This window comes from Sphingomonas sp. SUN019, assembly GCF_024758705.1.
In the GTDB taxonomy this organism is placed as follows: domain Bacteria; phylum Pseudomonadota; class Alphaproteobacteria; order Sphingomonadales; family Sphingomonadaceae; genus Sphingomonas.
This window is the reverse complement of record NZ_CP096971.1, coordinates 3,128,185-3,148,406: the sequence shown is the minus strand read 5'-3', so window position 1 is coordinate 3,148,406 and position 20,222 is coordinate 3,128,185. Positions and strand designations below refer to the sequence as shown.

The following is a 20,222-nucleotide window of genomic DNA, read 5'->3' as shown; positions in this document are numbered from 1 at the left end:
AACACTCCTGTCAGTAGGAGTCCGCTCATGGCCACGCTACCCCCCTTCCCCGGCACGACCGGCCGCCGCGACTGGCGAACCGCGTTCGACGCGATCAAGAAGCTGATGAACAACGGCGACGACACGACGCAAGTGTTTCGCATCATGCGGTCGCTGAACGTCGGCAGCACGCCGAAAAGCTACGCGCAGCTGATCGCCACCACCGAGGGTGGCCGCATCGCGTATGACCGGGTCGAACTCGCCCGCCGCTTCTCCGAACGCGATTTCGTCGCCAGCTTTGCCCCCGGCACCGTCGGCGCGGCGTACCGCGACTTCCTCGAATCGACCGGCTATTCGGCCGACGGCTTGGTCGAGGTCAGCAAGCTCCAGCCCGACGAAACCGACATGGCGCATCCTTACGCTTGGTTCGGCCGCCGCGTCCGCGACACGCACGACATCTGGCACGTCCTGACCGGCTACAAGGCCGATGAAAGCCTCGGCGAAGCGTGCCTCGTCGCGTTCAGCTATGCGCAGGTCGGCGGACTCGGCTGGGCGTTCATAGGCGGGGCGGCGGCGCTGAAGAGCCTGCGCGTCACGAAGAGCACCTTGTTTGCGAAGGCGGTCTGGGAAGGATACCGCCACGGCCGCGCCGCAAAATGGATTTCGGGTGAAGACTATCTGACGCTGCTTCACGAACCGATCGACGCTGCCCGCGCCCGGCTCGGCATCCGCGAACCGGCGGCGTACAAGCGCGCGCAGCGCGAACTGGGCGCCGAGCTGGCGTCGTACCTGAGCGAACGCCGCGCGACGGCGGCGGCCTGATCCCACAAGCACCACCCCGGCGAAAGCCGGGGCCCAGTCCCACCGATTGCTGTGGAGCGGGCACACCTAGCCAACATAATTCGTAGCAACTGGACACCGGCCTTCGCCGGGGTGGTGTCAACTATGCGCGCACCTGGCTAAGCCCACCCCGATGCTCGCCCGCCTGGTCCTCACCAACCTCCGCAACCACACCGACCTGGCGCTGACGCCCGGCGCAGGCTTCGTCGTGCTGACCGGCCCCAATGGTGCGGGCAAGACCAACATCCTCGAAGCAGTCTCACTGCTCGCCCCCGGCCGCGGTCTGCGCCGCGCCAGCCTGTCGGAGGTCGCGCGCGCCGACGGCCCCGGCGGCTTCGGCATCGCCGCGACGCTGGGCGCAGAAGCGGTCGAGATCGCCACCGGCACGCTCGCCGCCGCCCCCGAACGCCGCGTCGTCCGCGTCAACGGCGCGACCACCACCGCCAACGCGCTCGCCGAATGGCTGAGCATATTGTGGCTCACCCCCGCGATGGACCGCCTGTTCGTCGAACCCGCCAGCGAACGCCGCCGTTTCCTCGATCGCCTGACGCTGGCGCTGTCGCCCGCCCACGCGGGCGAGACGACGCGCTACGACGCCGCGATGCGCGCGCGCAACAAATTGCTCGCCGACGATCTACCCGACCGCGACTGGCTGGCCGCGCTGGAGGTGCAGATGGCGCAGCACGGCGCGACCGTCGACGCCGCGCGGCGCGATACCGTTTCCGCGCTGTCCGAACGCCTCGCATCGCAACCGCCGAGCGATTTCCCGCGCGCGGGGCTGACGCTGGACGGCTGGTCGGGCGACGCCGACGCGCTGCTCCACTCCCTGCGCGAAGGCCGCATACGCGACGCCGCGGCGGGCCGCACGCTCATCGGCCCGCACCGCGTCGACCTGATCGTCACGCATCTCGACAAGACCAGCCTCGCCGCGCTCGCCTCGACCGGCGAACAAAAGGCGCTGCTGCTCGGCATCGTCCTCGCCCACGCCGATCTGGTCGGCGAACGCCGCGGGAACGCCCCAATCCTGCTTTTGGATGAAGTCGCCGCACACCTCGATCCGGCCCGCCGCGCGTCGCTGTTCGAACGCCTCGCCAGGCGCGGCCAAATATGGATGACGGGGACCGAGCCCGCGCTGTTCGACGCGATCGGGGCGGACGCGACGCGCATCACGCTCGGCTGAACGCCGCCTGTCGACGCGGGACACCGGCGGTTCAACCGCCCGGGTCCACTCGCACTGCCGTAGCGGGGGCTACGGAGAAGAATCATGAAGAAGTTCACTCTCGCTGCGCTTTGTGTCGGCACGATCATCGCCGCCACTCCGGCGGTCGCGCAGCGCAATTGGGACTGGTCGGGCGGCCGTCCGGGCACACGCGAATACCGCCTGATCGGTGCAGGCGTGCCCGCGCTGTTCCCCGAACTGCGCGGCACCAATCGCGGCCGCGCCTTTGTCCTGCGCAACTTCGACTGGAACCGCGACGGCCGCGTCGCCCCGCGTGAAGCGAACGCCGCCAACCGCGCCTTCGCACAGATCGCCGGCGGGCGCCGCGACCGGTTCGACTGGAACCAGCGTGATCGCGGCTATGTCGTAGCGGTGGAGGTGGATCGCGGACCCGACCCCGGTGCAGGCCGCTGGGATCGCGGCGCGATGCGCGACTACGGCTTCCGCCAGACCGAACGCGGCGCGACCATGACGCTGGAGGAACAGGTGCTGTTCGCCACCGACAGCGCCGTGCTCCGTCCCGGCGCGATCGACAAGCTGCGCCCGCTCGCCGACTACCTCCGCGACAACGGCAACGTCCGCGTCGCGATCGACGGGCACACCGATTCGCGCGGCACCGACGCCCACAACCAGGGCCTGTCGCTGCGTCGCGCCGACGCGGTCCGTACCGCCTTCGACCAGATGGGCGTGACCCGCGCGCGCTTCGCGGTGGAGGGATATGGCGAAAGCCGCCCGGTCGCCACCAACGCCACCGCGCAGGGAATGCAGCGCAATCGTCGCGTCGAAGTGACCCTGCTCGGCCAGCGCGCGGAAACGTTCGCGCGCGACCAGTAAGCATTGGCCGTTTCGCTGCCACAACAACCCCGCCTTAACCCTCGCGGGTTAGAGCGGGGCCATGCACATGGTCGCCCGTCTCGATCCACGACCCGAGCCGACCGACCTTGCCGCATTGCTCGACCGCGCCACCGCGGCGGCCGGGATCGGGGCATGGGCGTGCGATCTGGGCGACGACGAGCGACTGACTTGGAGCGCGGGTGTGTTCGACCTGTTCGGCCTGCCCCATCACAATCCGGTCGACCGCCGCATGACGCTGGCGATGTACGACGAACCGTCGCGCCTGGCGCTCGAACGGCTGCGCGCCGATGCGGTCGCTTACGGCAGCGGCTTCTCGCTCGACGCGCGCATCATCCGGCCCGACGGGATGCCGCGCTGGATTCGCCTGCAGGTGGAAACCGAGCGCCGCCACGGCCGCACCGTCCGGCTGTACGGCGTGAAGCAGGACATCACCGACGAACGCGCGCGCTGGGACGCGCTCCGGCGGCAGGCCGAATGCGATGCGCTGACCGGAATCGCCGGGCGCGCGACGTTCCAGCGTGAGTTTCACGACACGGACGCGGCGGACGTCGGCGCGCTGGTGCTGATCGATCTCGACCATTTCAAACAGGTCAACGATACGCACGGCCATGCCGCCGGCGACGAATGCCTGTGCACGGTCGCGCGGCGGCTGGCGCGTTTTCCCGGCGCGACGATGGCGGCCCGCATCGGCGGCGATGAATTCGCCATCCTGTTGCCTGCAGGAGTGGATCGCGCGGCGACCTGCGCCGCGCTCGATCGGCTGGTCGAGATTTGCGCGCAGCCGATCGCGTTCGACGGCCGGGTATTCTCCATCCGCGTCTCCGCCGGACTGGCGATGGCCGACGCGCGACGTTCGCCGAATGCGTTGTTCGCCGCCGCCGACGCCGCGCTCTACGCCGCGAAACGCGCGGGCCGGGGGTGCGCGCGGATCGCCTGACGGCCAAGTGCGTTAGCGTCGCGACCTCTCCCGAAAGGAACCACCATGTCCATCGACGTCATCTACAAGACCAGCGCCACCGCGACCGGCGGCCGTGACGGTTCGGCGAAGTCCGACGACGGATCGGTCGATGTGAAACTGGTCGTGCCGAAGGAAATGGGCGGCCCCGGCGGTTCCGGCGCGAACCCCGAAAAACTGTTCGCCGCTGGATATTCGGCCTGCTTCCTCGGCGCGATGAAGGCCGTGTCCAGCAAGGTCGGCGTCAAGATTCCCGCCGACGCCACCGTCACCGCCGAAATCGGCTTCGGCCCGCGCAGCGAGGGCGGCTACGGCATCACCGCCGACCTGACGATCGCGCTGCCCGGCGTCGACAAAGCGGAGGCCGAGAAACTCGTCCACGCCGCGCACGAAGTCTGCCCCTATTCCAACGCCACGCGCGGCAACGTCGACGTCGGCCTGACGGTCGCCTGACGGCGGCTAACGCGCAATCCATCCACCGAAAACTCGCGCGACCCGGCTTGCCCCGATGCTTCTGGATTGGCTAGGGTCGCCCGAGATTGCCCCTGGTCGAATCCGGCGGGCCGGGGGATGAAGTAATGAAGGCGACGATCGAACGCGCGACCCTGCTGAAGGGGCTCAGCCATGTCCAGTCGGTGGTGGAACGGCGCAACACGATCCCGATCCTGTCGAACGTGCTGATCGAGGCGACCGCGGAGGGCGCGATCCGCCTGATGGCGACCGACCTCGATCTGCAAATCAACGAAAGCATCGCCGCCGCCGTCGACCAACCCGGCGCGACCACCGTGTCCGCGCACACCCTGTTCGACATCGCGCGCAAATTGCCAGAGGGCGCACAGGTCTCGCTGACCGCCGCCGACGGGCGCATGGCGATCGTCGCTGGACGCGCGCGCTTCTCGCTCGGCACGCTGCCGCGCGACGATTTCCCGGTGATCGCGGAGGGCGAATTGCCGGTACAGTTCGAAATGCCCGCCGAATTGCTGAAGCAGATCATCGACAAGACGCGCTTCGCCATCTCGACCGAGGAAACGCGTTATTATCTGAACGGCATATTCCTGCACGTCGCCGATGGCGAGGGATCGCAGCCGGTGCTGAAGGCCGCCGCGACCGACGGCCACCGCCTCGCCCGCGTCACCCTGCCCCGGCCCGAGGGTGCGGAGAACATGCCCGACGTCATCGTGCCCCGGAAATGCATCGCCGAATTGCGCAAGCTGCTCGACGAGATCGACGGTTCGGTCGGCGTCTCGCTGTCACCGACGAAGATCCGCTTCGACCTCGGCCAGGCGATCCTGACCTCCAAGCTGATCGACGGCACCTTCCCCGACTACAGCCGCGTCATCCCCACCGGCAACGACAAGATCCTGAAACTCGATCCGAAAAGCTTCATGCAGGGCGTCGACCGTGTCTCCACCATCGCGACCGAAAAGACCCGCGCGGTGAAGATGGCGCTCGACCGCGACAAGATCACGCTCTCGGTCACCAGCCCCGAAAACGGCACCGCGGCGGAGGAAGTCCCCGGCGAGTACGTCGCGCTTCCGTTCGAGATCGGCTTCAACAGCCGGTACCTGATGGACATCCTCGCCCAGATCGACGGCGATTCGGTCGAAGTCCATCTTGCCGACGCCGCCGCCCCAACATTGATCCGCGAGAACGACAAGGCGGCGGCGCTGTATGTCCTGATGCCGATGCGGGTTTGACGGGGGGAGGCGCGCTTCCTATCTTGGTCACACAGTTGGTCAGGAGGGCAATGTGGCAGCCTACAACATTGCCGAAGCGAAGGCGCACCTCAGCGACTTGGTAGAACGCGCGCTTCGTGGTGAATCGATTGCGATCATGCGGCGCGGAAAGCCGCTCGTCCAATTGACGGTGATTGAACAGTCGGCCGCAAAGAAACCGATCGACATCGAGATGCTCCGTGCGCTGACGGCTGGAATGCCGATGACGAGCGAAACCGTCCAGCAGATGCGGGATGAAGCGCGATATTAAGCGTCTATTGCGACGCGTCGCTGATCGTGGCGTCGCTGGCGCGTGAACGCCATACCGACGCGGCGTTGGCTTGGTTTGAGCGGCAGCCTCCCGGTTCACTCGCGATAAGCCCGTGGGTCGTAACTGAGGTTGCTGGTGCACTTTCGCAGAAATCGCGCGCGCGCGAGATTGATGAATCGCACCGTTTGGTCCTGCGACGGACATGGGACGCGCTGATCACGTCCAGCCTCGATCCGATCGCGATAGAGGACCGTCATTTTACACGGGCGACGGAGTTTCTGGATCAGCCTGGAATCAACTTGCGGGCGGGCGACGCTCTGCATCTTGCGATAGCAGCAGAGAATCGACTCGCGATCGCGACGTTGGACCGCCGGATGGGCGATGCGGCTTTGTTGCTGGGGATCGACGTCGCAATGTCGCCTCCCGCAAACTAACCTACCCGCCCCCATGCAGATTGATCTTCTGTCCGTTGGCATATGCCCCGTCCGCCGACACGAAATACGCCACCGCCGCCGCCACGTCCTCGGGCGTGCTCACCCGTCCGAACGGCGACCCGGCGTCCAGATCGTGGATGCTCGCCACCCCGCGCGTCGCCTTGGCCAGCCGTTCGCCCATGTCGGTCACGGTCAGCCCCGGCGCGACGATGTTCGTACGGATGCCGTGCGCGCGTTCTTCCTTGGCAAGCGTCTGCGCCAACGCCTCCACCGCGGCCTTGCCCATATTGTACGGCGCGCCATTGGGTGCGTGATACAACGTCGCCACGCTGGAGATCATCACGATATCCCCGCGGCCGCCCTCCCGGCTCGCACGCTCGCGCATCGACGGTAGCACCAGCTTGCTCATGTAATGTGGCGCGAAGGCGTGGGTCTTCAGCACGCGCTCCAGTTCGCCGGGCTCCGTATTGGCGACCGACTGTCCGCGGCTAGCGATTCCCGCATTGTTGACCAGGATGTCGACCGCGCCGAAATCGGCGAGCACCGCCGCGACCAGCGCTTCGCATTCCTCGAACCGGTCGACCGACGCGGCATAGGCCCTCGCCGTCCGCCCCATACCCACGATTTCCGCAACCACCTCCGCCGCGGCATCGGCGTCACGGCGATAGTTCACCGCCACGTCCGCGCCGTCCCGCGCCAGCCGCAAGGCGATCGCGCGTCCGATCCCACGCCCGCCGCCCGTCACCAGCGCGACGCGCCCAGCCAGTCCGCTCATGTTGTCTTCCTCGTATAGTCAGGCCGCCGTTTCTCGAAGAACGCCGCAATCCCTTCGCCGAAATCAGGGCTGGTCGCGCAGAGAATCTGGTTGCGATCCTCCATCGCCACCGCCGCCTCCAGGCTCGGCGCGTCGATACTCATGCGCAGGCATTCCTTGGTCAGCCGCAGGCCCATTGGAGAGGTCGTCAGCATCGCCTCGATCAGCGGCTCGGCCGCCGCTTCCATCGAATCGTCGGCTACGACGCGCGACACCAGCCCGACGGCCAGCGCGCGCTCGGCCAGGATGAAATCGCCCGTCAGCATCAGTTCCGCCGCCAGACTCGCCCCGATCAGCCGCGGCAGGAAATACGACACGCCGATGTCGCACGCCGACAGCCCGATCCGGATGAACGCCGCATTCATCCGCGCGCTCTCGCCAGCGATGCGAATGTCCGACGCCAGCGCCATCGCGAACCCGCCGCCGCACGCCGGACCATGGATCAGGCTGACGATCGGCTGCGGGCAGTATCGCATCTTCATCACGATCTCGGCGATCGATCTTTGGTGCGCCAGCCGGTCGATCGTATCCGTCACACCCGCCGCGCGCGCCTGCAGGTCCAGCCCGGCGCAATACGCCCGCCCCGCGCCCTTAAGCACGATCACGCGGCAATCGCGGTCCTTCGCGATGCTGCCGAAATAGTCCGACAGCTCGCCGATCATCGCGTCGTCCAGCGCATTCAGCCGATCGGGCCGGTCCATCGTCACCCAATCGACCTCGCCGCGCCGCTCGACGCGTATCGCCGTGCGGGTTGCCTGTTCTTTGGCCATCCCGGCATCCTCTCTTTTACGTTTGACGCCGCATCCTACATAACTAATGTTATCCCGCAACCGCACGGCTGTAATGGCGGCGGATCGGGAGAGACGCGTGAAACTGGGTCCGGACATATCGGCGATCGTGACCGGCGGGGCTTCGGGCCTCGGCTACGCCACCGCCACCGCGCTGCGCGCGGCGGGCGTGAAGGTCGCGCTGTTCGACAAGAATGCGGAGATCGGCCCCGACGCCGCCGCGGCGATCGGCGCGCTGTTCGTGAACGTCGATGTGATGGATCAGGCCTCGGTCGACGCAGGCTTCGCCGCGGCACGGGCGACGAACGGACAGGAACGCGTGATCGTCAATTGCGCGGGCGGCGGGTTCGGCGGCCCGAACAAGACCGTCGCACGATCGAAGGAAGACGGCGCGATCAAACCCTATCCGATCGAAAATTACGTCAAGACGATCGAACTGAACCTGATCGGCACCTTCCGCTGCATCGTCGGCAGCGCGGCGGGGATGATGACTCTGGACCCGACCGAAGACGGCGACCGCGGCGCGATCGTCAACACCGCATCCGTCGCCGCCGAGGACGGCCAGATCGGCCAGGTCGCCTATACCTCGGCAAAGGCGGGCATCGTCGGCATGACGCTGAACGTCGCACGCGACCTGTCGGGCGAGGGCATCCGCTGCAACACCATCCTGCCGGGCGTGTTCGAGACACCGCTGCTGGTGAAGATGAAACCGCAGGTGAAGGCGGCGCTGGGCGCGATGGTGCCGTTCCCGAAGCGGCTCGGACAGGCGGAGGAATATGCGAAGCTCGCGCTGGAGATGATCCGCAACGGCTATTTCAACGGCGAAGACGTCCGCCTCGATGGCGCGATCCGGATGCAGCCGCGATAACAAACTCCCTCTTCCCTCCGGGGAGAGGGTAGGGGAGAGGGGCAGTGGACAGGGCGTCGGACAGGCCCCTCTCCCCGACCCTCTCCCCGCAAGCGGGGAGAGGGAGAGACACATGAACTTCGATTATTCCGACGACCAGAAGATGCTGAAGGACGAGGCCCGCAAATTCCTCGCCGCGCGGTGCGATGCGAAGGTCGTGCGGTCAGTCCTCGACGACGACGCCAAACATTATGACGAGGCGTTGTGGAAGAGCGTCGCCGAACAGGGCTGGCTCGGCGCGGCGATCCCCGAGGAATATGGCGGGCTCGGGCTCGGTCATATCGAACTGTGCGCGATCGCCGAGGAACTCGGCCGCGCCTGCGCCCCGATCCCGTTCGCCTCGACCGTCTATTTCGTCGCCGAAGCGCTGCTCCTCTACGGCTCGCCCGACCAGAAATCGAAATGGCTGCCGAAGATCGCGGCAGGCGAAGTGATCGGCGCCTTCGCCACATCGGAGGGCAAAGGCCCGGTCACCGCGCGTACGTTGAAGACCACGGTCGTCAACAACCGCATCACCGGCGCAAAGATCCCCGTCACGGATGGCAACATCGGCAACCTTCTGATCGTGCTCGCCAAGGAGGGGCTGTACCTGGTCGAAGGCCCGGTGAACTCGGAAGTCCTCACCACGCTGGACCCGACACGACCCGCCGCACGCGTCACCTTCGAAAACATCCACGCCGAACGCCTCGGGGATGAGGACGGCCTGACCGCGATGCAGACGGTGTTCGACCGCGCCGCCGTCCTGCTCGCCTTCGAACAGCTCGGCGGCGCGGACAAATGCTTGGAAATGGCCAAGGAATACGCCCTCTCGCGCTACGCCTTCGGCCGCCAGATCGCGGGCTATCAGGCGATCAAGCACAAGCTGGCCGACATCTACGTGAAGAACGAAATCGCCCGCTCCAACGCTTATTACGGCGCGTGGGCGCTGAACGTCGGCGCGGCCGAACTCCCGCTCGCCGCCGCCACCGCGCGCGTCGCCGCCTCCGACGCCTTCTGGTTCGCGTCAAAGGAGAACATCCAGACCCACGGCGGCATCGGCTTCACGTGGGAGGCTGACCCGCAGCTCTATTACCGCCGCTCGCGTCAGCTCTCGCTTGTCGCGGGCGCTCCCGCCACCTGGCGCGAACGGCTGGTCAGCCAGCTCGAAACGCGCAACGCGGCTTGAAAGGACGGACATGGATTTCGAGGATTCCCCGCACGAAGCCGCCTACCGCGCCACGGCGCGCGACTGGCTCGCCACCAACGTCGCCGAACACAAGGCGCCGTCCCACGCCGACGATATGGCCGCCGCACGCAGCTGGCAGGCCCGCAAAGCCGCCGCGGGCTACGCGCAGATCACCTGGCCGAAGGAATGGGGCGGTGGTGGCGGTACACCGATCGAAGGCGTGATCTTCGGGCAGGAGGAAGCGAAGCACCCGGTTCAGTACGGGTACTTCTCGATCGGCCTCGGCATGTGCGTGCCGACCGTCATGGCGTTCGCGAACGACGACACCAAGCAACGCTTCGTCGGCCCCGCGCTGCGCGGCGAGGAAATCTGGTCGCAATTGTTCTCCGAACCCGCCGGCGGTTCGGACGTCGCCGCGATCCGCACCCGCGCTATCCGTGACGGCGATGATTGGGTTGTGAACGGCCAGAAGGTCTGGACCTCGGGCGCGCACTATAGCGACTTCGGCATCGTCCTGGTCCGCACCAACCCCGACGTGCCCAAGCACAAGGGCCTGACGATGTTCTGGCTCGACCTTCGCTCACCCGGCATCGAGATACGCCCGATCCATCAGATGTCGGGCGGCTCCAACTTCAACGAAGTCTATTTCACCGACGTCCGCATTCCCGACAGCCAGCGGCTCGGCGATGTGGATTCCGGATGGAAGGTCGCGCTCGTCACGCTGATGAACGAACGGCTCGCGATCGGCGGCGGCGGCGGTGCTGGTCCGGCGGACATCTTGCGCGCCGCGCGCGAACTCGACGGCGCGGACGGCCCGCTGATCAAGGACAGCGCGTTCCGCCAGCGCCTCGCCGACTGGCACGTCCAGACCGAAGGGCTGCGCAACACGCGGATGCGCACGATGACCGCGCTGTCCCGCGGCCAGACGCCGGGACCGGAAAGCTCGATCGGCAAGATCATCGCGGCCAACCAGCTTCAGGACATCGGCAACGCCGCGGTCGAGGCGGAGGACCAATACGGCATCATCAACGATCCCGCGCTGCTGCCGCTGAAGGGCCTGTTCCAGTCCGCGGTGATGAACGCGCCCGGCCTGCGCATCGCAGGCGGTACCGACGAAATCCTGAAGAACATCATCGCCGAACGCGTGCTCGGCCTCCCCGGCGAAATCCGTGTCGACAAGGATGATGCGTTCAAGGATCTGCCGGTCGGGCGGTAGAAAAAATCCTCCCCTGCAAGGGGAGGTGGCAGTCCGAAGGACTGACGGAGGGGTGTCAACGTTGCGATCGACGTCCGTCGCATCAGCGGGTGACACCCCTCCGGCGCTGCGCGCCACCTCCCCTTGCAGGGGAGGATCATTTCACTTCCGCGCCAGCGCCCAGCGCAGCACGTTGCTCATCCCCCGCGCGCCGAAACGCACCGCGGGCCGCCCGAACGCGGGCACGCTGCGACCGTGCAGCGCCTGCGCCCACGGCGGCAACAGATCGATCGCGGCCTGCGTCACCAGCGCCATCGCGCCGTTGGTCGCTGCGTCATCGCCCGGCGCGAGCAACGCGCTCGCCACTTCACGCGTGCGGTCGTTGAAGCGCAGGTCGGGCCGCACCGCCGCATAATATTCCCCGATCGCGCGCCGCGTTTCCGGCACGTCCGTCGCACCCAGCGCCCGCGCGATAGTCGCGGTTTCGGCCAGGTAGCGGTCATGCTCCGCGCCGGTCAGTGCGGGATCGCGGTAGCGCAGATACGCGCGCAAGAAACTGTCGACCTCCGCCACATGGACCCACGTCAACAGGGCCGGGTCGTTCGCGTCATACGTCGCCCCATCGGGCAGCACGCCCGACACGCGGTCATGGATGCGCCGCACCTTGTCGATCGCCTCGCCCGCACACGCGGTGCCGCCAAAGGTGGTGAGCGCGATGAATTGCGCGGTCCGCCGCAACCGCCCCAGCCGATCGCGGCGGAAATCGCTGTGGTCCCACACGCCCGCCAACGCCAGCGGGTGCAGCATCTGCAGCAACAGCGCGGAGACTCCGCCGATCATCATCGACGAAAAATCGCCGTGGACCCGCCACGACACCGATCTCGGCCCGAACAGACCATCGTCGCCCGGCGCACGCGCCAGATCGACCTGCCCTGACCCGACCAGCGCGCGCACGCGTCCGCCGATCGTTGAGCGCAATTGTTCGAAATTGCGGCCGGGCATCACCACCCGGCCGCCTCAATCGTCACTCGGCCGGAGCGGGCGCCTTGCGACGGCCCTTCGACGCAGCGGCGGGGGCCGAATCGCTCGCGCTCTTGCGCTTCATGCCGGGCTTGCGGCCAAGGCCGATCTTCTTGGCCATCGCGCGGCGCGCTTCCGAATAGGTTTCGGCGACCATCGGATAATCGGCCTTCAGGCCATAACGCTGGCGATATTCGGCCGGGGTCAGCCCCTGTCCCGTCAGGTGACGGCGCAAGGTCTTGTACGGCTTGCCGTCGATCAGCGAGATGATGTGATCTTTCGACGCCAGCGATTTGCGCACCGATACTGCGGGCGTGAAATCGCTTGCCGATTCGACGACCGTTTCGGACTGCACCACGCCCGACAGCTTCGACACCGCCTCGTGCATCTGCTGCAGGAACGCCGGCACGTCTTCGCCGGACGCACGCGTGTTCGGATTGGAAAGCCATGCGATGGTCAATTCGGTGGCGAGTTCGACGGTGTTGGTGTCAATCATGTCTTCGGGCATTTGCGACGCTCCGTTGTAAAGAGCGATCCACTTAACAATGCAGCCGCTTGGGTCAATAGTCGGATTGTCGACCTTCTTCGCCGAAACGCCGTAATCGATTAGCGCAAGTATTTTGAGATGGTGTTCGTCGCCACCGACACCGTAAAGTTTTCAGTAAATTGAACGATAAGCATATATAATAAGCCGCTGTTCCGTGATCAAACAAACATATTGCCGTCGGCCGGCACTGCGGTATCCTGACGCCAACTCGCTCTATCGCCAATTCGGCACATAGTATCGCCCCGACTTGACTCTGTGGCGTCGAAGCGCTTGATTCGCGATCATGGGGATCGCGATCTCCCCATGAGGCGACAGGCCGAAGCATCGCGTCCGCGTTGATCGAACAGGACGCCCTATGCCGCAATTGCACGCCATCGCCGCCGATCGCCTCGCCCGCCTGATCGGCCTGCCCACCACCCCGCGGCTGATGGATCTGCGGGCTGACGCCGCCACCCGGATACCGGGTTCTACGCCGTTCGATTCGGCTACCGCCGTCGGACAGACCGCGGTGATCATCGATGCCGATGGCGGCGCGGAGGCGCACGCCGCCGCCGCGCGACTGCGGCACGACGGCGTCGCAGCTGAGGTGCTGGAGGGCGGGTTCGCCGCCTGGCGCGCCGCCGGACTGCCGCTTGTTCCGGAAAACAAACTCCCGCCGCGCGACGCACAGGGCCGGACATTGTGGGTCACGCGCGCACGGCCGAAGGTCGATCGCATCGCGTGCCCATGGCTGATCCGCCGCTTCGTCGATCCTCATGCGATCTTCCTGTTCGTGACCCCCGGCGATGTGCCCGGCGTCGCCGCCGCGACCGGCGCAGCGCCGTTCGACATCGCGGGTGATGGAATGCTGTGGAGCCATCGCGGCGAACTGTGCACGTTCGACGTGATGGTCGACGAACTCGGCCTGTCGGGGATCGCGCCGCTCGCTCACGTGGCCACGATCGTCCGCGGCGCGGACACCGCGCGACTCGATATCGTGCCCGAAGCAGCGGGCCTGCTCGCCGCCTCGCTCGGCCTGTCGCGGATGTATGCCGACGATCATGCGCAGCTCGACGCGGGGATGACGCTGTACGACGCATTCTATCGCTGGGCGCGCGACGCCCGTGACGAGACCCACGATTGGACCCAGCACCAGCCGCGCGGGGCAAAGGCATGACCGCGGCGACCTTCCCCTCCGCCCGTCCTGCCGCGATTCCGTTCGGCGCTGCGGTGCGGGTGTGGCTGCGCATCGCGTTGCTGTCATTCGGCGGCCCCGCCGGGCAGATCGCGGTGATGCACCGCATCCTGGTCGAGGAGCAGCGCTGGATCGGCGAACACCGTTTCCTACACGCGCTCAATTACTGCATGATCCTGCCGGGGCCGGAGGCGCAGCAACTCGCCACTTATATCGGCTGGCTGATGCACCGCACCTGGGGCGGGATCATCGCGGGCGTGCTTTTCGTGCTGCCCGGCGTCGTATCGATCATGGCGCTCAGCTGGATCTACGTCCTCTACGGCCGCGTCGGTGTGGTCGAGGGGCTGTTCTTCGGGTTGAAGGCCGCGGTGCTCGCGGTAGTTCTTCAAGCAGTGACGCGGATCGGCAAGCGCGCGCTGAAAAACAGCGTTATGCGCGCATTGGCGCTCGCGGCGTTCGTCCTGATCTTCGTATTCGGCGTGCCGTTCCCTGCGATCGTCTTGGGCGCAGGCCTCATCGGCTGGCTCGGCGCACGCAGCGGCAATACGGCGTTCAAGGCGGGCGGCGGCCACGGTAGCGCCGGCGGCGCGATCGTCGACGACGCAGACACTGTGCTGGGCGAGGAACTACCCGCGCACTCCCGCCCGACTCGCACAGAGACGCTCCGCACAGCGCTCCTGTGGCTCGCGCTATGGCTGCTTCCCGTCGCAGCGCTGCTGTTAATGCTCGGCCCAAACGATATCTTCAGCCGCATCGCGACGTTCTTCTCCGGCCTCGCGATGGTCACCTTCGGCGGGGCCTATGCGGTCCTCGCCTATGTCGCGCAGCAGGCGGTCGAAAGTTACCATTGGCTAACCGCGCGCGAGATGCTCGACGGGCTCGGCATGGCGGAAACGACGCCGGGGCCGCTAGTGATGGTGCTGCAGTTCGTCGCCTTCCTCGGCGCGTATCGCGACCCCGGAATGCTCAATCCGCTGGTCGCCGGAACGCTCGGCGGCTTGCTCGCGACCTGGGTGACGTTCGTGCCGTGCTTTCTGTGGATCTTCCTCGGCGCGCCGTTCATCGAGCGGTTGCGCGGCAATGCGGCGTTGGCTGGCGCATTGTCCGCGATCACCGCCGCAGTCGTCGGCGTCGTCCTGAACCTCGCGATCTGGTTCGCGGTCCATACCTTGTTCCGCCAGACCTTCGACGTGACCACCGGCCCGTTCGACGTGACCTTGCCCGTGCCGACCAGCGTCGATCCTTGGGCGCTGGCGCTGTCGGTCGCCGCGATCGTCGCGATGTTCCGCTTCAATGCGGGCGTGATGGTGACGCTCGCCAGCGCCGCCGCGGCGGGTATCGCGCTTCACTTGGCCGGGTTCGTCGGCTAGCGCGGTCGCGACAGGAGACAGAAGATGAACGGACTGGAACTACGATCGACGGTGACGTCGGCAGGCGAGTTGCGGCTGGAACTTACCGAGGTCGACGTCGGCGCGCCTGCCGCGGACGAAGTCGTCGTCCGGATCGAAGCCGCGCCGATCAATCCGTCCGATCTCGGCCTTTTGCTCGGCCCCGCCGATCTCGAAACGCTCAAGGCTTCCGGCACGCCCGACCGTCCCGTGTTGACCGCGCAAGTGCCCGAAAAGCGCCTCGGCATGGTCAAGGGCCGTCTCGATCAGTCGATGGCGGTCGGCAACGAAGGGGCGGGCACGGTCGTCGAGGCCGGCCCCGACGCGCAGCATCTGATCGGCAAGAAGGTCGGCATGATCGGCGGCGCGATGTACGCTGAGTACCGTCGCATCCGCGCGCGCGAGGTGATCGCGCTGCCCGACGGCGCGACGGCGGCCGACGGCGCATCGATGTTCGTCAACCCGCTGACCGCGCTGGGCTTCACCGAAACGATGAAGCTTGAGGGGCACAAGGCGCTGGTCCACACCGCCGCCGCGTCGAACCTCGGCCAGATGCTCCAGCGTATCTGCGTCAAGGACGGCATTCCCTTGGTCAACATCGTGCGCTCGGAGGCGCAGGCCGAGATCCTGCGCGGCTGCGGCGCGACGCACATCGTCGATTCAACCGCGCCCGATTACCGCGAGCGCCTGACCGACGCGATCGCCGACACCGGCGCTACCCTCGGCTTCGACGCAACCGGCGGCGGGAAACTCGCCAGCCAGATCCTGAACGCGATGGAGGCCGCGGCCAGCCGCAACCCCGGCGAATACAGCCGCTACGGTTCTACCACGTTCAAACAGGTCTATATCTACGGCGGGCTGGACACCGGCCCGACCGTCCTCGATCGCGGCTTCGGCTTCTCATGGTCGCTCAGCGGCTGGCTGCTGTTCCCGTTCCTGCAAAAGGCCGGCCCGGAAATCGCCGCCCGGATGCGGCAGCGCGTAGCGGACGAACTGACCACCACCTTCGCCAGCAACTACACCGCGACGATCGGCCTCGCCGAAGCGCTGAATCCGGACGTGCTGCTGGCGTATCAGAAGAAGGCGACAGGCGAGAAATACCTGATTGACCCGACTCGGTAGACAAGGCGGCATCAAGCCCGACGCATCGTCGTTGCGAGCGCAGCGAAGCAATCCAGGGTTCCGCGCACCATCCTAGATTGCTTCGTCGCTACGCTCCTCGCAAAGACGATCCGGGTTTGCTCCAGTTTGACCGATGCGCGTCCCGCCACCACGGCGGGACGCGCACCCTCAGATCAGAAGCGGAAACCGACGCCCGCGACGACCTGATGACGATCGGTATCGACCGAGAAATTGTCGGTGTTCTGCCCGTTCACAAATTGCAGCCGCGCATCGCCATAGTTCGAATAGCGATACTCAACCTTGGCATAGGTCTTTTCGCTAAGCTGCTTCTCCACGCCCGCACCGACGCGGAAGCCGTCCAGCGTGAATTCGCGGCCGGTTTCGGTCGTGCCGTCATCGGCCGTCAGGTCGAGCCGCGCGTTGGTGTAACCGACTTTGCCGTAGACCAAAGTCGTCGGCGACGCGAGCACGCCGAGGCGTCCGCCGATGTACAGGTCGCGCCCCGCCTTCACGCGGCCATAGCCGAAATCGTTGGGGTCCACCGGGTCATTGCGAACCTTGCCGGTCGAACCGCTGACCTCGCCCTCGATCCCGACGACGACATTGTTCAGCGCGATGTCGTAGCCGATATCGCCGCCGTACATCAGGCCGTTCGCGGTCTGGTCGTCCCCGGCGATGTCCGAATCCTCGGTGCTGCCGGGACGGATGCCGTCATAGCCGAGCAGAACGCCCGCGCGTGGTCCGGTAAACGGGCCGTCCTGCGCAAAGGCGGGGGCGGCGCTCAGGCCGATTGCGGCGGTGGCGGTGGCGAGAATGATCTTACGCATGTGCGACTCCATTTTGTCTTCACCCCGAAAAACCTTGGGGTGGACCCGCCCAATGGACGGTCGCGCCGCAGGTTGCATGAACCCCGGATAAACAAGGAAATCCGTTGCTTTTGCGCCACAGGCGGTTGAAAGCGCGAGCCCATGAACCCAAGAGCAAGAAGCGGGCGGGACTTCGTCGCGCGGCATGGCGAGACCGTCTTCAACGCCGCGCGGCGGCTGCAGGGCGACCACCCGCACACGCCCCTGACCCGCGCCGGTTTCGCCCAGGCGGACGAGATGGGGCGGGCATTGCGCGATCATCTCGGCGCGAAGCCTAAGCTGACATTGTGGTCCTCGTCCGCCGGTCGCGCGCTCCAGACGCTGGCGATCGTCGCCGAACATCTCGAACTCGACTGGCACGACGCCCGCACCGACGACCGGCTGATGGAGATCGGCATGGGTAGCTGGGGTGGACGCTATTATTCCGATGTCGTGGGCGAAGTCGGCCCGGTGATTGACGAACGCGGGCTGCTGAAACCCGCCCCCGACGGAGAGCAATATGATGCGATCGCGGCGCGCGTGTCTAGCTGGCTCGCCGACACCGCGGACGACAACGGTGACCGTCTGGTCATCATGCACGGCATCTCCAGCCGGGTGATGCGCGGCGTGATGACTGGCGCCGCCATCAACGCGTACGGCGCGCCTGTGCTCGACGGCCATCCGCAGGGCACCGTCACGATGATCGAACGCGGCGCGGAAACAATGGTCCACCGCGGTACAGGCTACGCCCCAGCTTGATCCTCCTGGCTGCACTCCTTGCGGCCGCCGACGCCCGCACCGCGATCGGCATCTACCATAGCTGGGGCGCATTCCGCGACGGCAGCCGGTGCTACGCCATCGCCGCCCCCATCCGCGCAGGGGCCGCGAACCGGGCCCGCCCCTTCGCCAGCATCGCCAGCCGCTTCGGCCGCGACCGCCGCGCCGCAGTCTTCATCCGCCTCAGCACCCCGCGCGGCTCGAACGCGCCCGTCACGCTGGCGATCGGCGAACGCCGCTTCACGCTTTCGGCCAGCGCCACCGCCGCCTGGGCCGCCGACGCCGCCACCGACCGCGCAGTCGTCGCCGCCATGCGCGGCGCGCGCAGCATGAGCGTCTCCACCGTCGCCGTAAACGGCCGCCCGTTCGCCGACACCTACGCGCTGACCGGCGCGGCGACCGCCATCGACGCCGCGGCGCTGGGATGCGCCCGGTAGCGAATTAAAACTGGACGCCCCGGCGCGGCGCGTTAGCCTCCCGCCAATGGAGAGAACAACGACGCCGCCGGGTCGCACCGACGAATGGCGTCGCGGGTGGCCGCTGGTCGCCGCGGCGATGCTGGGGATCGGCACCGGGCCGGGACTGTTCCAGAATTTGTCGAGCCTGTTTACGCCCGGCATGATGACCGAATTCGGCTGGACCCGCGGACAGATCGCGACCGCGGCGGGGCTCGGCCTCGCGGGCGGACTCGTCGCACCGTTCCTCGGCCGCCTCGCCGACCGGATCGGCATCCGTCCCGTGATCATAACCGCGATGCTGCTGCTCGGCGCGGCGTATCTCGGCTTCGCGAACATGAAGGGAGTGTTGCTGCACTATCAGGCGCTGGTCCTGTGCCTTGCTCTGTCGGTCCCCGGCACCAGCGCGCTCGTGTACGGCAAACTGATCGCCAACCGCTTCGTCGTCGCGCGCGGCTTCGCGCTCGGCATCGCGACCTCGGGCCTATCAATCAGCACGCTAGCGCTGCCGCCGATCGTCGCGCTGGTCATCGCCGCTTACGGATGGCGCGGCGGATTCGTGGCGCTGGGGATATTGGTCGTCGGAATCGCGCTCCCGCTCGTCCTGACCGCGATCCGTCGCGTCCCCACCGGCCCGACCCGTCCCGATCCCGACAGCGCGGCGGCGCACGTGCCGGTCGAGGGCCTGACCGGGGCGGAGGCGCGCCGCGACGGCCGCTTCTGGCGGCTCGGGCTATGTGCGGCGATGGTCAACATCGCCACCGTCGGCCTCGTCACGCAGCTCGTCCCCTTCGGCCTCGACCGCGGCCTCGCGCCAGCACAAGCCGCCTTGCTGCTGGCAGCGTTCGGCGCGTCGCAGATCGTCGGGCGGTTGCTGATGGGCATATTGATCGACCATTTCCGCGCGCAGACGATGGCGGCGCTGTTCGCGATCGTCTCCGCCGCGGCGTTCGTGGCGCTGCAACTCGAAACCCCCGGCTTCGTCCTGCTGATGACGCTGGTCTTCTTCGCAGGGCTGATGAACGGCGCGGAGCATGACCTGCTCCCGTATCTCGCCGCGCGCCTGTTCGGCTTGCGCGCGTACGGAGAGGTGTACGGCACGTTCCTGATGCTCTCTCTCGCGGGCACCGCCACCGGCATCGTCGGCATGGGCCGCTTGCACGACGCCTTCGGCAACTACGCGCTCGCGCTGGCTCTGGCGGCGGGCGCTCTGGTGCTGGCGGCGGTGTCGTTCCTCAGCCTTGGGGACAGGCCGTTGCCTAAGGGAAAGGCGGCGGCAGATGCGGAACCAGCACAATCCTCCCCCGGAGGGGGGGGAGGGGGACCGCCGCCGAAGGCGGTGGTGGAGGGGTAGCTATCCGCGAAGGTTGACGGCAGTGTTGACGATATAGGTCACCACAGCATCCAAATCGCGCAACACATCCACTGCCGGTATTCGCAGCACCCTGACACCCTGCGAGATTAACCAGCCATCTCTCGCCGCGTCGCGCGCCGGTCAATCGCCACGCTCATGATCCGCACCATCGACCTCGACGACCAGGCGCCGCCGGACGCAAAAGAAATCAAGCGTATAGTCGCCCGCGGGATGCTGGTGCCGAAACTTCAGCCCACCCGGCCGCTTTCGCAATTCCTGCCACAACAATACTTCGGGCAGGCTCATTTCCCGTCGGAGCTTCGCGGCGAAGCGTTGGGTTCGTTTCGGACCGTGGAGCATGCGGCACCCTACCCCTCCACCATTGCTTCGCAATGGTCCCCCT

At 66.9% G+C, this 20,222-nt stretch carries 22 protein-coding genes and 1 pseudogene; 17 read left to right on the top strand and 6 right to left on the bottom strand.

Annotated elements, in window-relative coordinates; genetic code table 11:
- Nucleotides 1-27 precede the first annotated feature (27 nt).
- The 8 genes from M0208_RS15155 (at nt 28) to M0208_RS15120 (ending at nt 6,268) form a co-directional block, all read left to right on the top strand.
- Nucleotides 28-801, top strand: coding sequence for a Coq4 family protein (locus tag M0208_RS15155; protein ID WP_258892505.1), 774 nt, complete (start codon nt 28-30; stop codon nt 799-801).
- A 151-nt stretch (nt 802-952) separates the two neighbouring features.
- Nucleotides 953-1,999, top strand: a complete 1,047-nt coding sequence (recF, locus tag M0208_RS15150; RefSeq protein ID WP_258892504.1) for a DNA replication/repair protein RecF — start codon at nt 953-955, stop codon at nt 1,997-1,999.
- A gap of 84 nt (nt 2,000-2,083) precedes the next feature.
- Complete coding sequence (locus M0208_RS15145) at nt 2,084-2,872, top strand: OmpA family protein (protein ID WP_258892503.1); 789 nt, start codon at nt 2,084-2,086, stop codon at nt 2,870-2,872.
- A gap of 61 nt (nt 2,873-2,933) precedes the next feature.
- On the top strand, nt 2,934-3,830 hold the full coding sequence (locus M0208_RS15140) for a sensor domain-containing diguanylate cyclase (RefSeq protein WP_258892502.1): 897 nt from the start codon (nt 2,934-2,936) through the stop codon (nt 3,828-3,830).
- A gap of 45 nt (nt 3,831-3,875) precedes the next feature.
- Complete coding sequence (locus tag M0208_RS15135) at nt 3,876-4,301, top strand: organic hydroperoxide resistance protein (protein WP_258892501.1); 426 nt, start codon at nt 3,876-3,878, stop codon at nt 4,299-4,301.
- 125 nt (nt 4,302-4,426) lie between these two features.
- Entirely contained in the window at nt 4,427-5,545 is a 1,119-nt protein-coding gene (gene dnaN, locus M0208_RS15130; protein WP_258892500.1) for a DNA polymerase III subunit beta, read from the top strand.
- Nucleotides 5,546-5,597: 52 nt separating this feature from the next.
- Nucleotides 5,598-5,834: a type II toxin-antitoxin system Phd/YefM family antitoxin gene (locus tag M0208_RS15125; protein ID WP_258892499.1), complete on the top strand. Its 237-nt coding sequence runs from the start codon at nt 5,598-5,600 to the stop codon at nt 5,832-5,834.
- The gene (locus M0208_RS15120; protein WP_258893275.1) at nt 5,828-6,268 is read left to right on the top strand and encodes a type II toxin-antitoxin system VapC family toxin; all 441 of its coding nucleotides are present in this window, start codon (nt 5,828-5,830) and stop codon (nt 6,266-6,268) included. Before M0208_RS15125 ends, M0208_RS15120 begins: the two co-directional genes overlap by 7 nt.
- A gap of 1 nt (nt 6,269) precedes the next feature.
- Here M0208_RS15120 and M0208_RS15115 read toward each other — a convergent pair whose 3' ends face one another.
- Both M0208_RS15115 and M0208_RS15110 read right to left on the bottom strand, forming a co-directional pair.
- Nucleotides 6,270-7,043, bottom strand: a complete 774-nt coding sequence (locus tag M0208_RS15115; protein WP_258892498.1) for an SDR family NAD(P)-dependent oxidoreductase — start codon at nt 7,041-7,043, stop codon at nt 6,270-6,272.
- On the bottom strand, nt 7,040-7,852 hold the full coding sequence (locus M0208_RS15110) for an enoyl-CoA hydratase/isomerase family protein (protein ID WP_258892497.1): 813 nt from the start codon (nt 7,850-7,852) through the stop codon (nt 7,040-7,042). Before M0208_RS15110 ends, M0208_RS15115 begins: the two co-directional genes overlap by 4 nt.
- Before the next feature lie 97 nt (nt 7,853-7,949).
- Here M0208_RS15110 and M0208_RS15105 point away from each other — a divergent pair, with 97 nt between their 5' ends.
- From M0208_RS15105 to M0208_RS15095, 3 genes are all read left to right on the top strand, one after another.
- On the top strand, nt 7,950-8,738 hold the full coding sequence (locus tag M0208_RS15105; protein WP_258892496.1) for an SDR family NAD(P)-dependent oxidoreductase: 789 nt from the start codon (nt 7,950-7,952) through the stop codon (nt 8,736-8,738).
- Between the two features lie 112 nt (nt 8,739-8,850).
- Nucleotides 8,851-9,942: an acyl-CoA dehydrogenase family protein gene (locus M0208_RS15100; RefSeq protein ID WP_258892495.1), complete on the top strand. Its 1,092-nt coding sequence runs from the start codon at nt 8,851-8,853 to the stop codon at nt 9,940-9,942.
- A 10-nt stretch (nt 9,943-9,952) separates the two neighbouring features.
- Nucleotides 9,953-11,158 carry an acyl-CoA dehydrogenase family protein gene (locus M0208_RS15095; RefSeq protein ID WP_258892494.1) on the top strand — a complete coding sequence of 402 codons (1,206 nt, stop codon included), beginning with the start codon at nt 9,953-9,955 and terminating at the stop codon, nt 11,156-11,158.
- Between the two features lie 141 nt (nt 11,159-11,299).
- Here the strand turns inward: M0208_RS15095 and M0208_RS15090 are convergent, their stop codons facing one another.
- Complete coding sequence (locus M0208_RS15090) at nt 11,300-12,139, bottom strand: oxygenase MpaB family protein (RefSeq protein ID WP_258893274.1); 840 nt, start codon at nt 12,137-12,139, stop codon at nt 11,300-11,302.
- Between the two features lie 22 nt (nt 12,140-12,161).
- Nucleotides 12,162-12,665, bottom strand: a complete 504-nt coding sequence (locus M0208_RS15085; protein ID WP_258892493.1) for a MucR family transcriptional regulator — start codon at nt 12,663-12,665, stop codon at nt 12,162-12,164.
- Nucleotides 12,666-13,059: 394 nt separating this feature from the next.
- Here M0208_RS15085 and M0208_RS15080 point away from each other — a divergent pair, with 394 nt between their 5' ends.
- From M0208_RS15080 to M0208_RS15070, 3 genes are read left to right on the top strand one after another with little or no spacing between them, the layout of a single operon-like run.
- Nucleotides 13,060-13,860 (top strand): chromate resistance protein ChrB domain-containing protein, encoded by an 801-nt coding sequence (locus M0208_RS15080; protein WP_258892492.1) that lies wholly within the window; start codon nt 13,060-13,062, stop codon nt 13,858-13,860.
- On the top strand, nt 13,857-15,248 hold the full coding sequence (gene chrA, locus M0208_RS15075; protein WP_258892491.1) for a chromate efflux transporter: 1,392 nt from the start codon (nt 13,857-13,859) through the stop codon (nt 15,246-15,248). The genes M0208_RS15080 and chrA overlap by 4 nt, the downstream gene beginning before the upstream one ends.
- 24 nt (nt 15,249-15,272) lie before the next feature.
- Nucleotides 15,273-16,388, top strand: a complete 1,116-nt coding sequence (locus tag M0208_RS15070; RefSeq protein ID WP_258892490.1) for a zinc-binding dehydrogenase — start codon at nt 15,273-15,275, stop codon at nt 16,386-16,388.
- A gap of 173 nt (nt 16,389-16,561) precedes the next feature.
- Here M0208_RS15070 and M0208_RS15065 read toward each other — a convergent pair whose 3' ends face one another.
- Nucleotides 16,562-17,215, bottom strand: a complete 654-nt coding sequence (locus M0208_RS15065) for a porin family protein (protein WP_258892489.1) — start codon at nt 17,213-17,215, stop codon at nt 16,562-16,564.
- A 141-nt stretch (nt 17,216-17,356) separates the two neighbouring features.
- On the opposite strand from M0208_RS15065, the gene M0208_RS15060 reads away from it, so the two are divergent.
- Genes M0208_RS15060 through M0208_RS15050 form a run of 3 tightly spaced genes read left to right on the top strand, consistent with a single transcriptional unit; the run spans nt 17,357 to nt 19,819 of the window.
- The gene (locus M0208_RS15060; protein WP_258892488.1) at nt 17,357-17,992 is read left to right on the top strand and encodes a histidine phosphatase family protein; all 636 of its coding nucleotides are present in this window, start codon (nt 17,357-17,359) and stop codon (nt 17,990-17,992) included.
- Nucleotides 17,989-18,447 (top strand): invasion associated locus B family protein, encoded by a 459-nt coding sequence (locus tag M0208_RS15055; protein WP_258892487.1) that lies wholly within the window; start codon nt 17,989-17,991, stop codon nt 18,445-18,447. The genes M0208_RS15060 and M0208_RS15055 overlap by 4 nt, the downstream gene beginning before the upstream one ends.
- A gap of 46 nt (nt 18,448-18,493) precedes the next feature.
- Entirely contained in the window at nt 18,494-19,819 is a 1,326-nt protein-coding gene (locus M0208_RS15050) for an MFS transporter (RefSeq protein ID WP_258892486.1), read from the top strand.
- On the opposite strand, the pseudogene M0208_RS15045 reads toward M0208_RS15050, so the two are convergent.
- Nucleotides 19,820-20,125, bottom strand: a pseudogene (locus tag M0208_RS15045) (endonuclease domain-containing protein). It lies immediately after the preceding gene.
- Nucleotides 20,126-20,222 lie beyond the last annotated feature (97 nt).

Coding starts and splice junctions, on each gene's coding strand:
- M0208_RS15155 (WP_258892505.1), top strand. CDS start 28: ATGGCCACGCTACCCCCCTTCCCCGGCACGACCGGCCGCCGCGACTGG.
- recF (WP_258892504.1), top strand. CDS start 953: ATGCTCGCCCGCCTGGTCCTCACCAACCTCCGCAACCACACCGACCTG.
- M0208_RS15145 (WP_258892503.1), top strand. CDS start 2,084: ATGAAGAAGTTCACTCTCGCTGCGCTTTGTGTCGGCACGATCATCGCC.
- M0208_RS15140 (WP_258892502.1), top strand. CDS start 2,934: ATGCACATGGTCGCCCGTCTCGATCCACGACCCGAGCCGACCGACCTT.
- M0208_RS15135 (WP_258892501.1), top strand. CDS start 3,876: ATGTCCATCGACGTCATCTACAAGACCAGCGCCACCGCGACCGGCGGC.
- dnaN (WP_258892500.1), top strand. CDS start 4,427: ATGAAGGCGACGATCGAACGCGCGACCCTGCTGAAGGGGCTCAGCCAT.
- M0208_RS15115 (WP_258892498.1), bottom strand. CDS start 7,043: ATGAGCGGACTGGCTGGGCGCGTCGCGCTGGTGACGGGCGGCGGGCGT.
- M0208_RS15110 (WP_258892497.1), bottom strand. CDS start 7,852: ATGGCCAAAGAACAGGCAACCCGCACGGCGATACGCGTCGAGCGGCGC.
- M0208_RS15100 (WP_258892495.1), top strand. CDS start 8,851: ATGAACTTCGATTATTCCGACGACCAGAAGATGCTGAAGGACGAGGCC.
- M0208_RS15095 (WP_258892494.1), top strand. CDS start 9,953: ATGGATTTCGAGGATTCCCCGCACGAAGCCGCCTACCGCGCCACGGCG.
- M0208_RS15090 (WP_258893274.1), bottom strand. CDS start 12,139: ATGCCCGGCCGCAATTTCGAACAATTGCGCTCAACGATCGGCGGACGC.
- M0208_RS15085 (WP_258892493.1), bottom strand. CDS start 12,665: ATGCCCGAAGACATGATTGACACCAACACCGTCGAACTCGCCACCGAA.
- M0208_RS15080 (WP_258892492.1), top strand. CDS start 13,060: ATGCCGCAATTGCACGCCATCGCCGCCGATCGCCTCGCCCGCCTGATC.
- chrA (WP_258892491.1), top strand. CDS start 13,857: ATGACCGCGGCGACCTTCCCCTCCGCCCGTCCTGCCGCGATTCCGTTC.
- M0208_RS15070 (WP_258892490.1), top strand. CDS start 15,273: ATGAACGGACTGGAACTACGATCGACGGTGACGTCGGCAGGCGAGTTG.
- M0208_RS15065 (WP_258892489.1), bottom strand. CDS start 17,215: ATGCGTAAGATCATTCTCGCCACCGCCACCGCCGCAATCGGCCTGAGC.
- M0208_RS15060 (WP_258892488.1), top strand. CDS start 17,357: ATGAACCCAAGAGCAAGAAGCGGGCGGGACTTCGTCGCGCGGCATGGC.
- M0208_RS15050 (WP_258892486.1), top strand. CDS start 18,494: ATGGAGAGAACAACGACGCCGCCGGGTCGCACCGACGAATGGCGTCGC.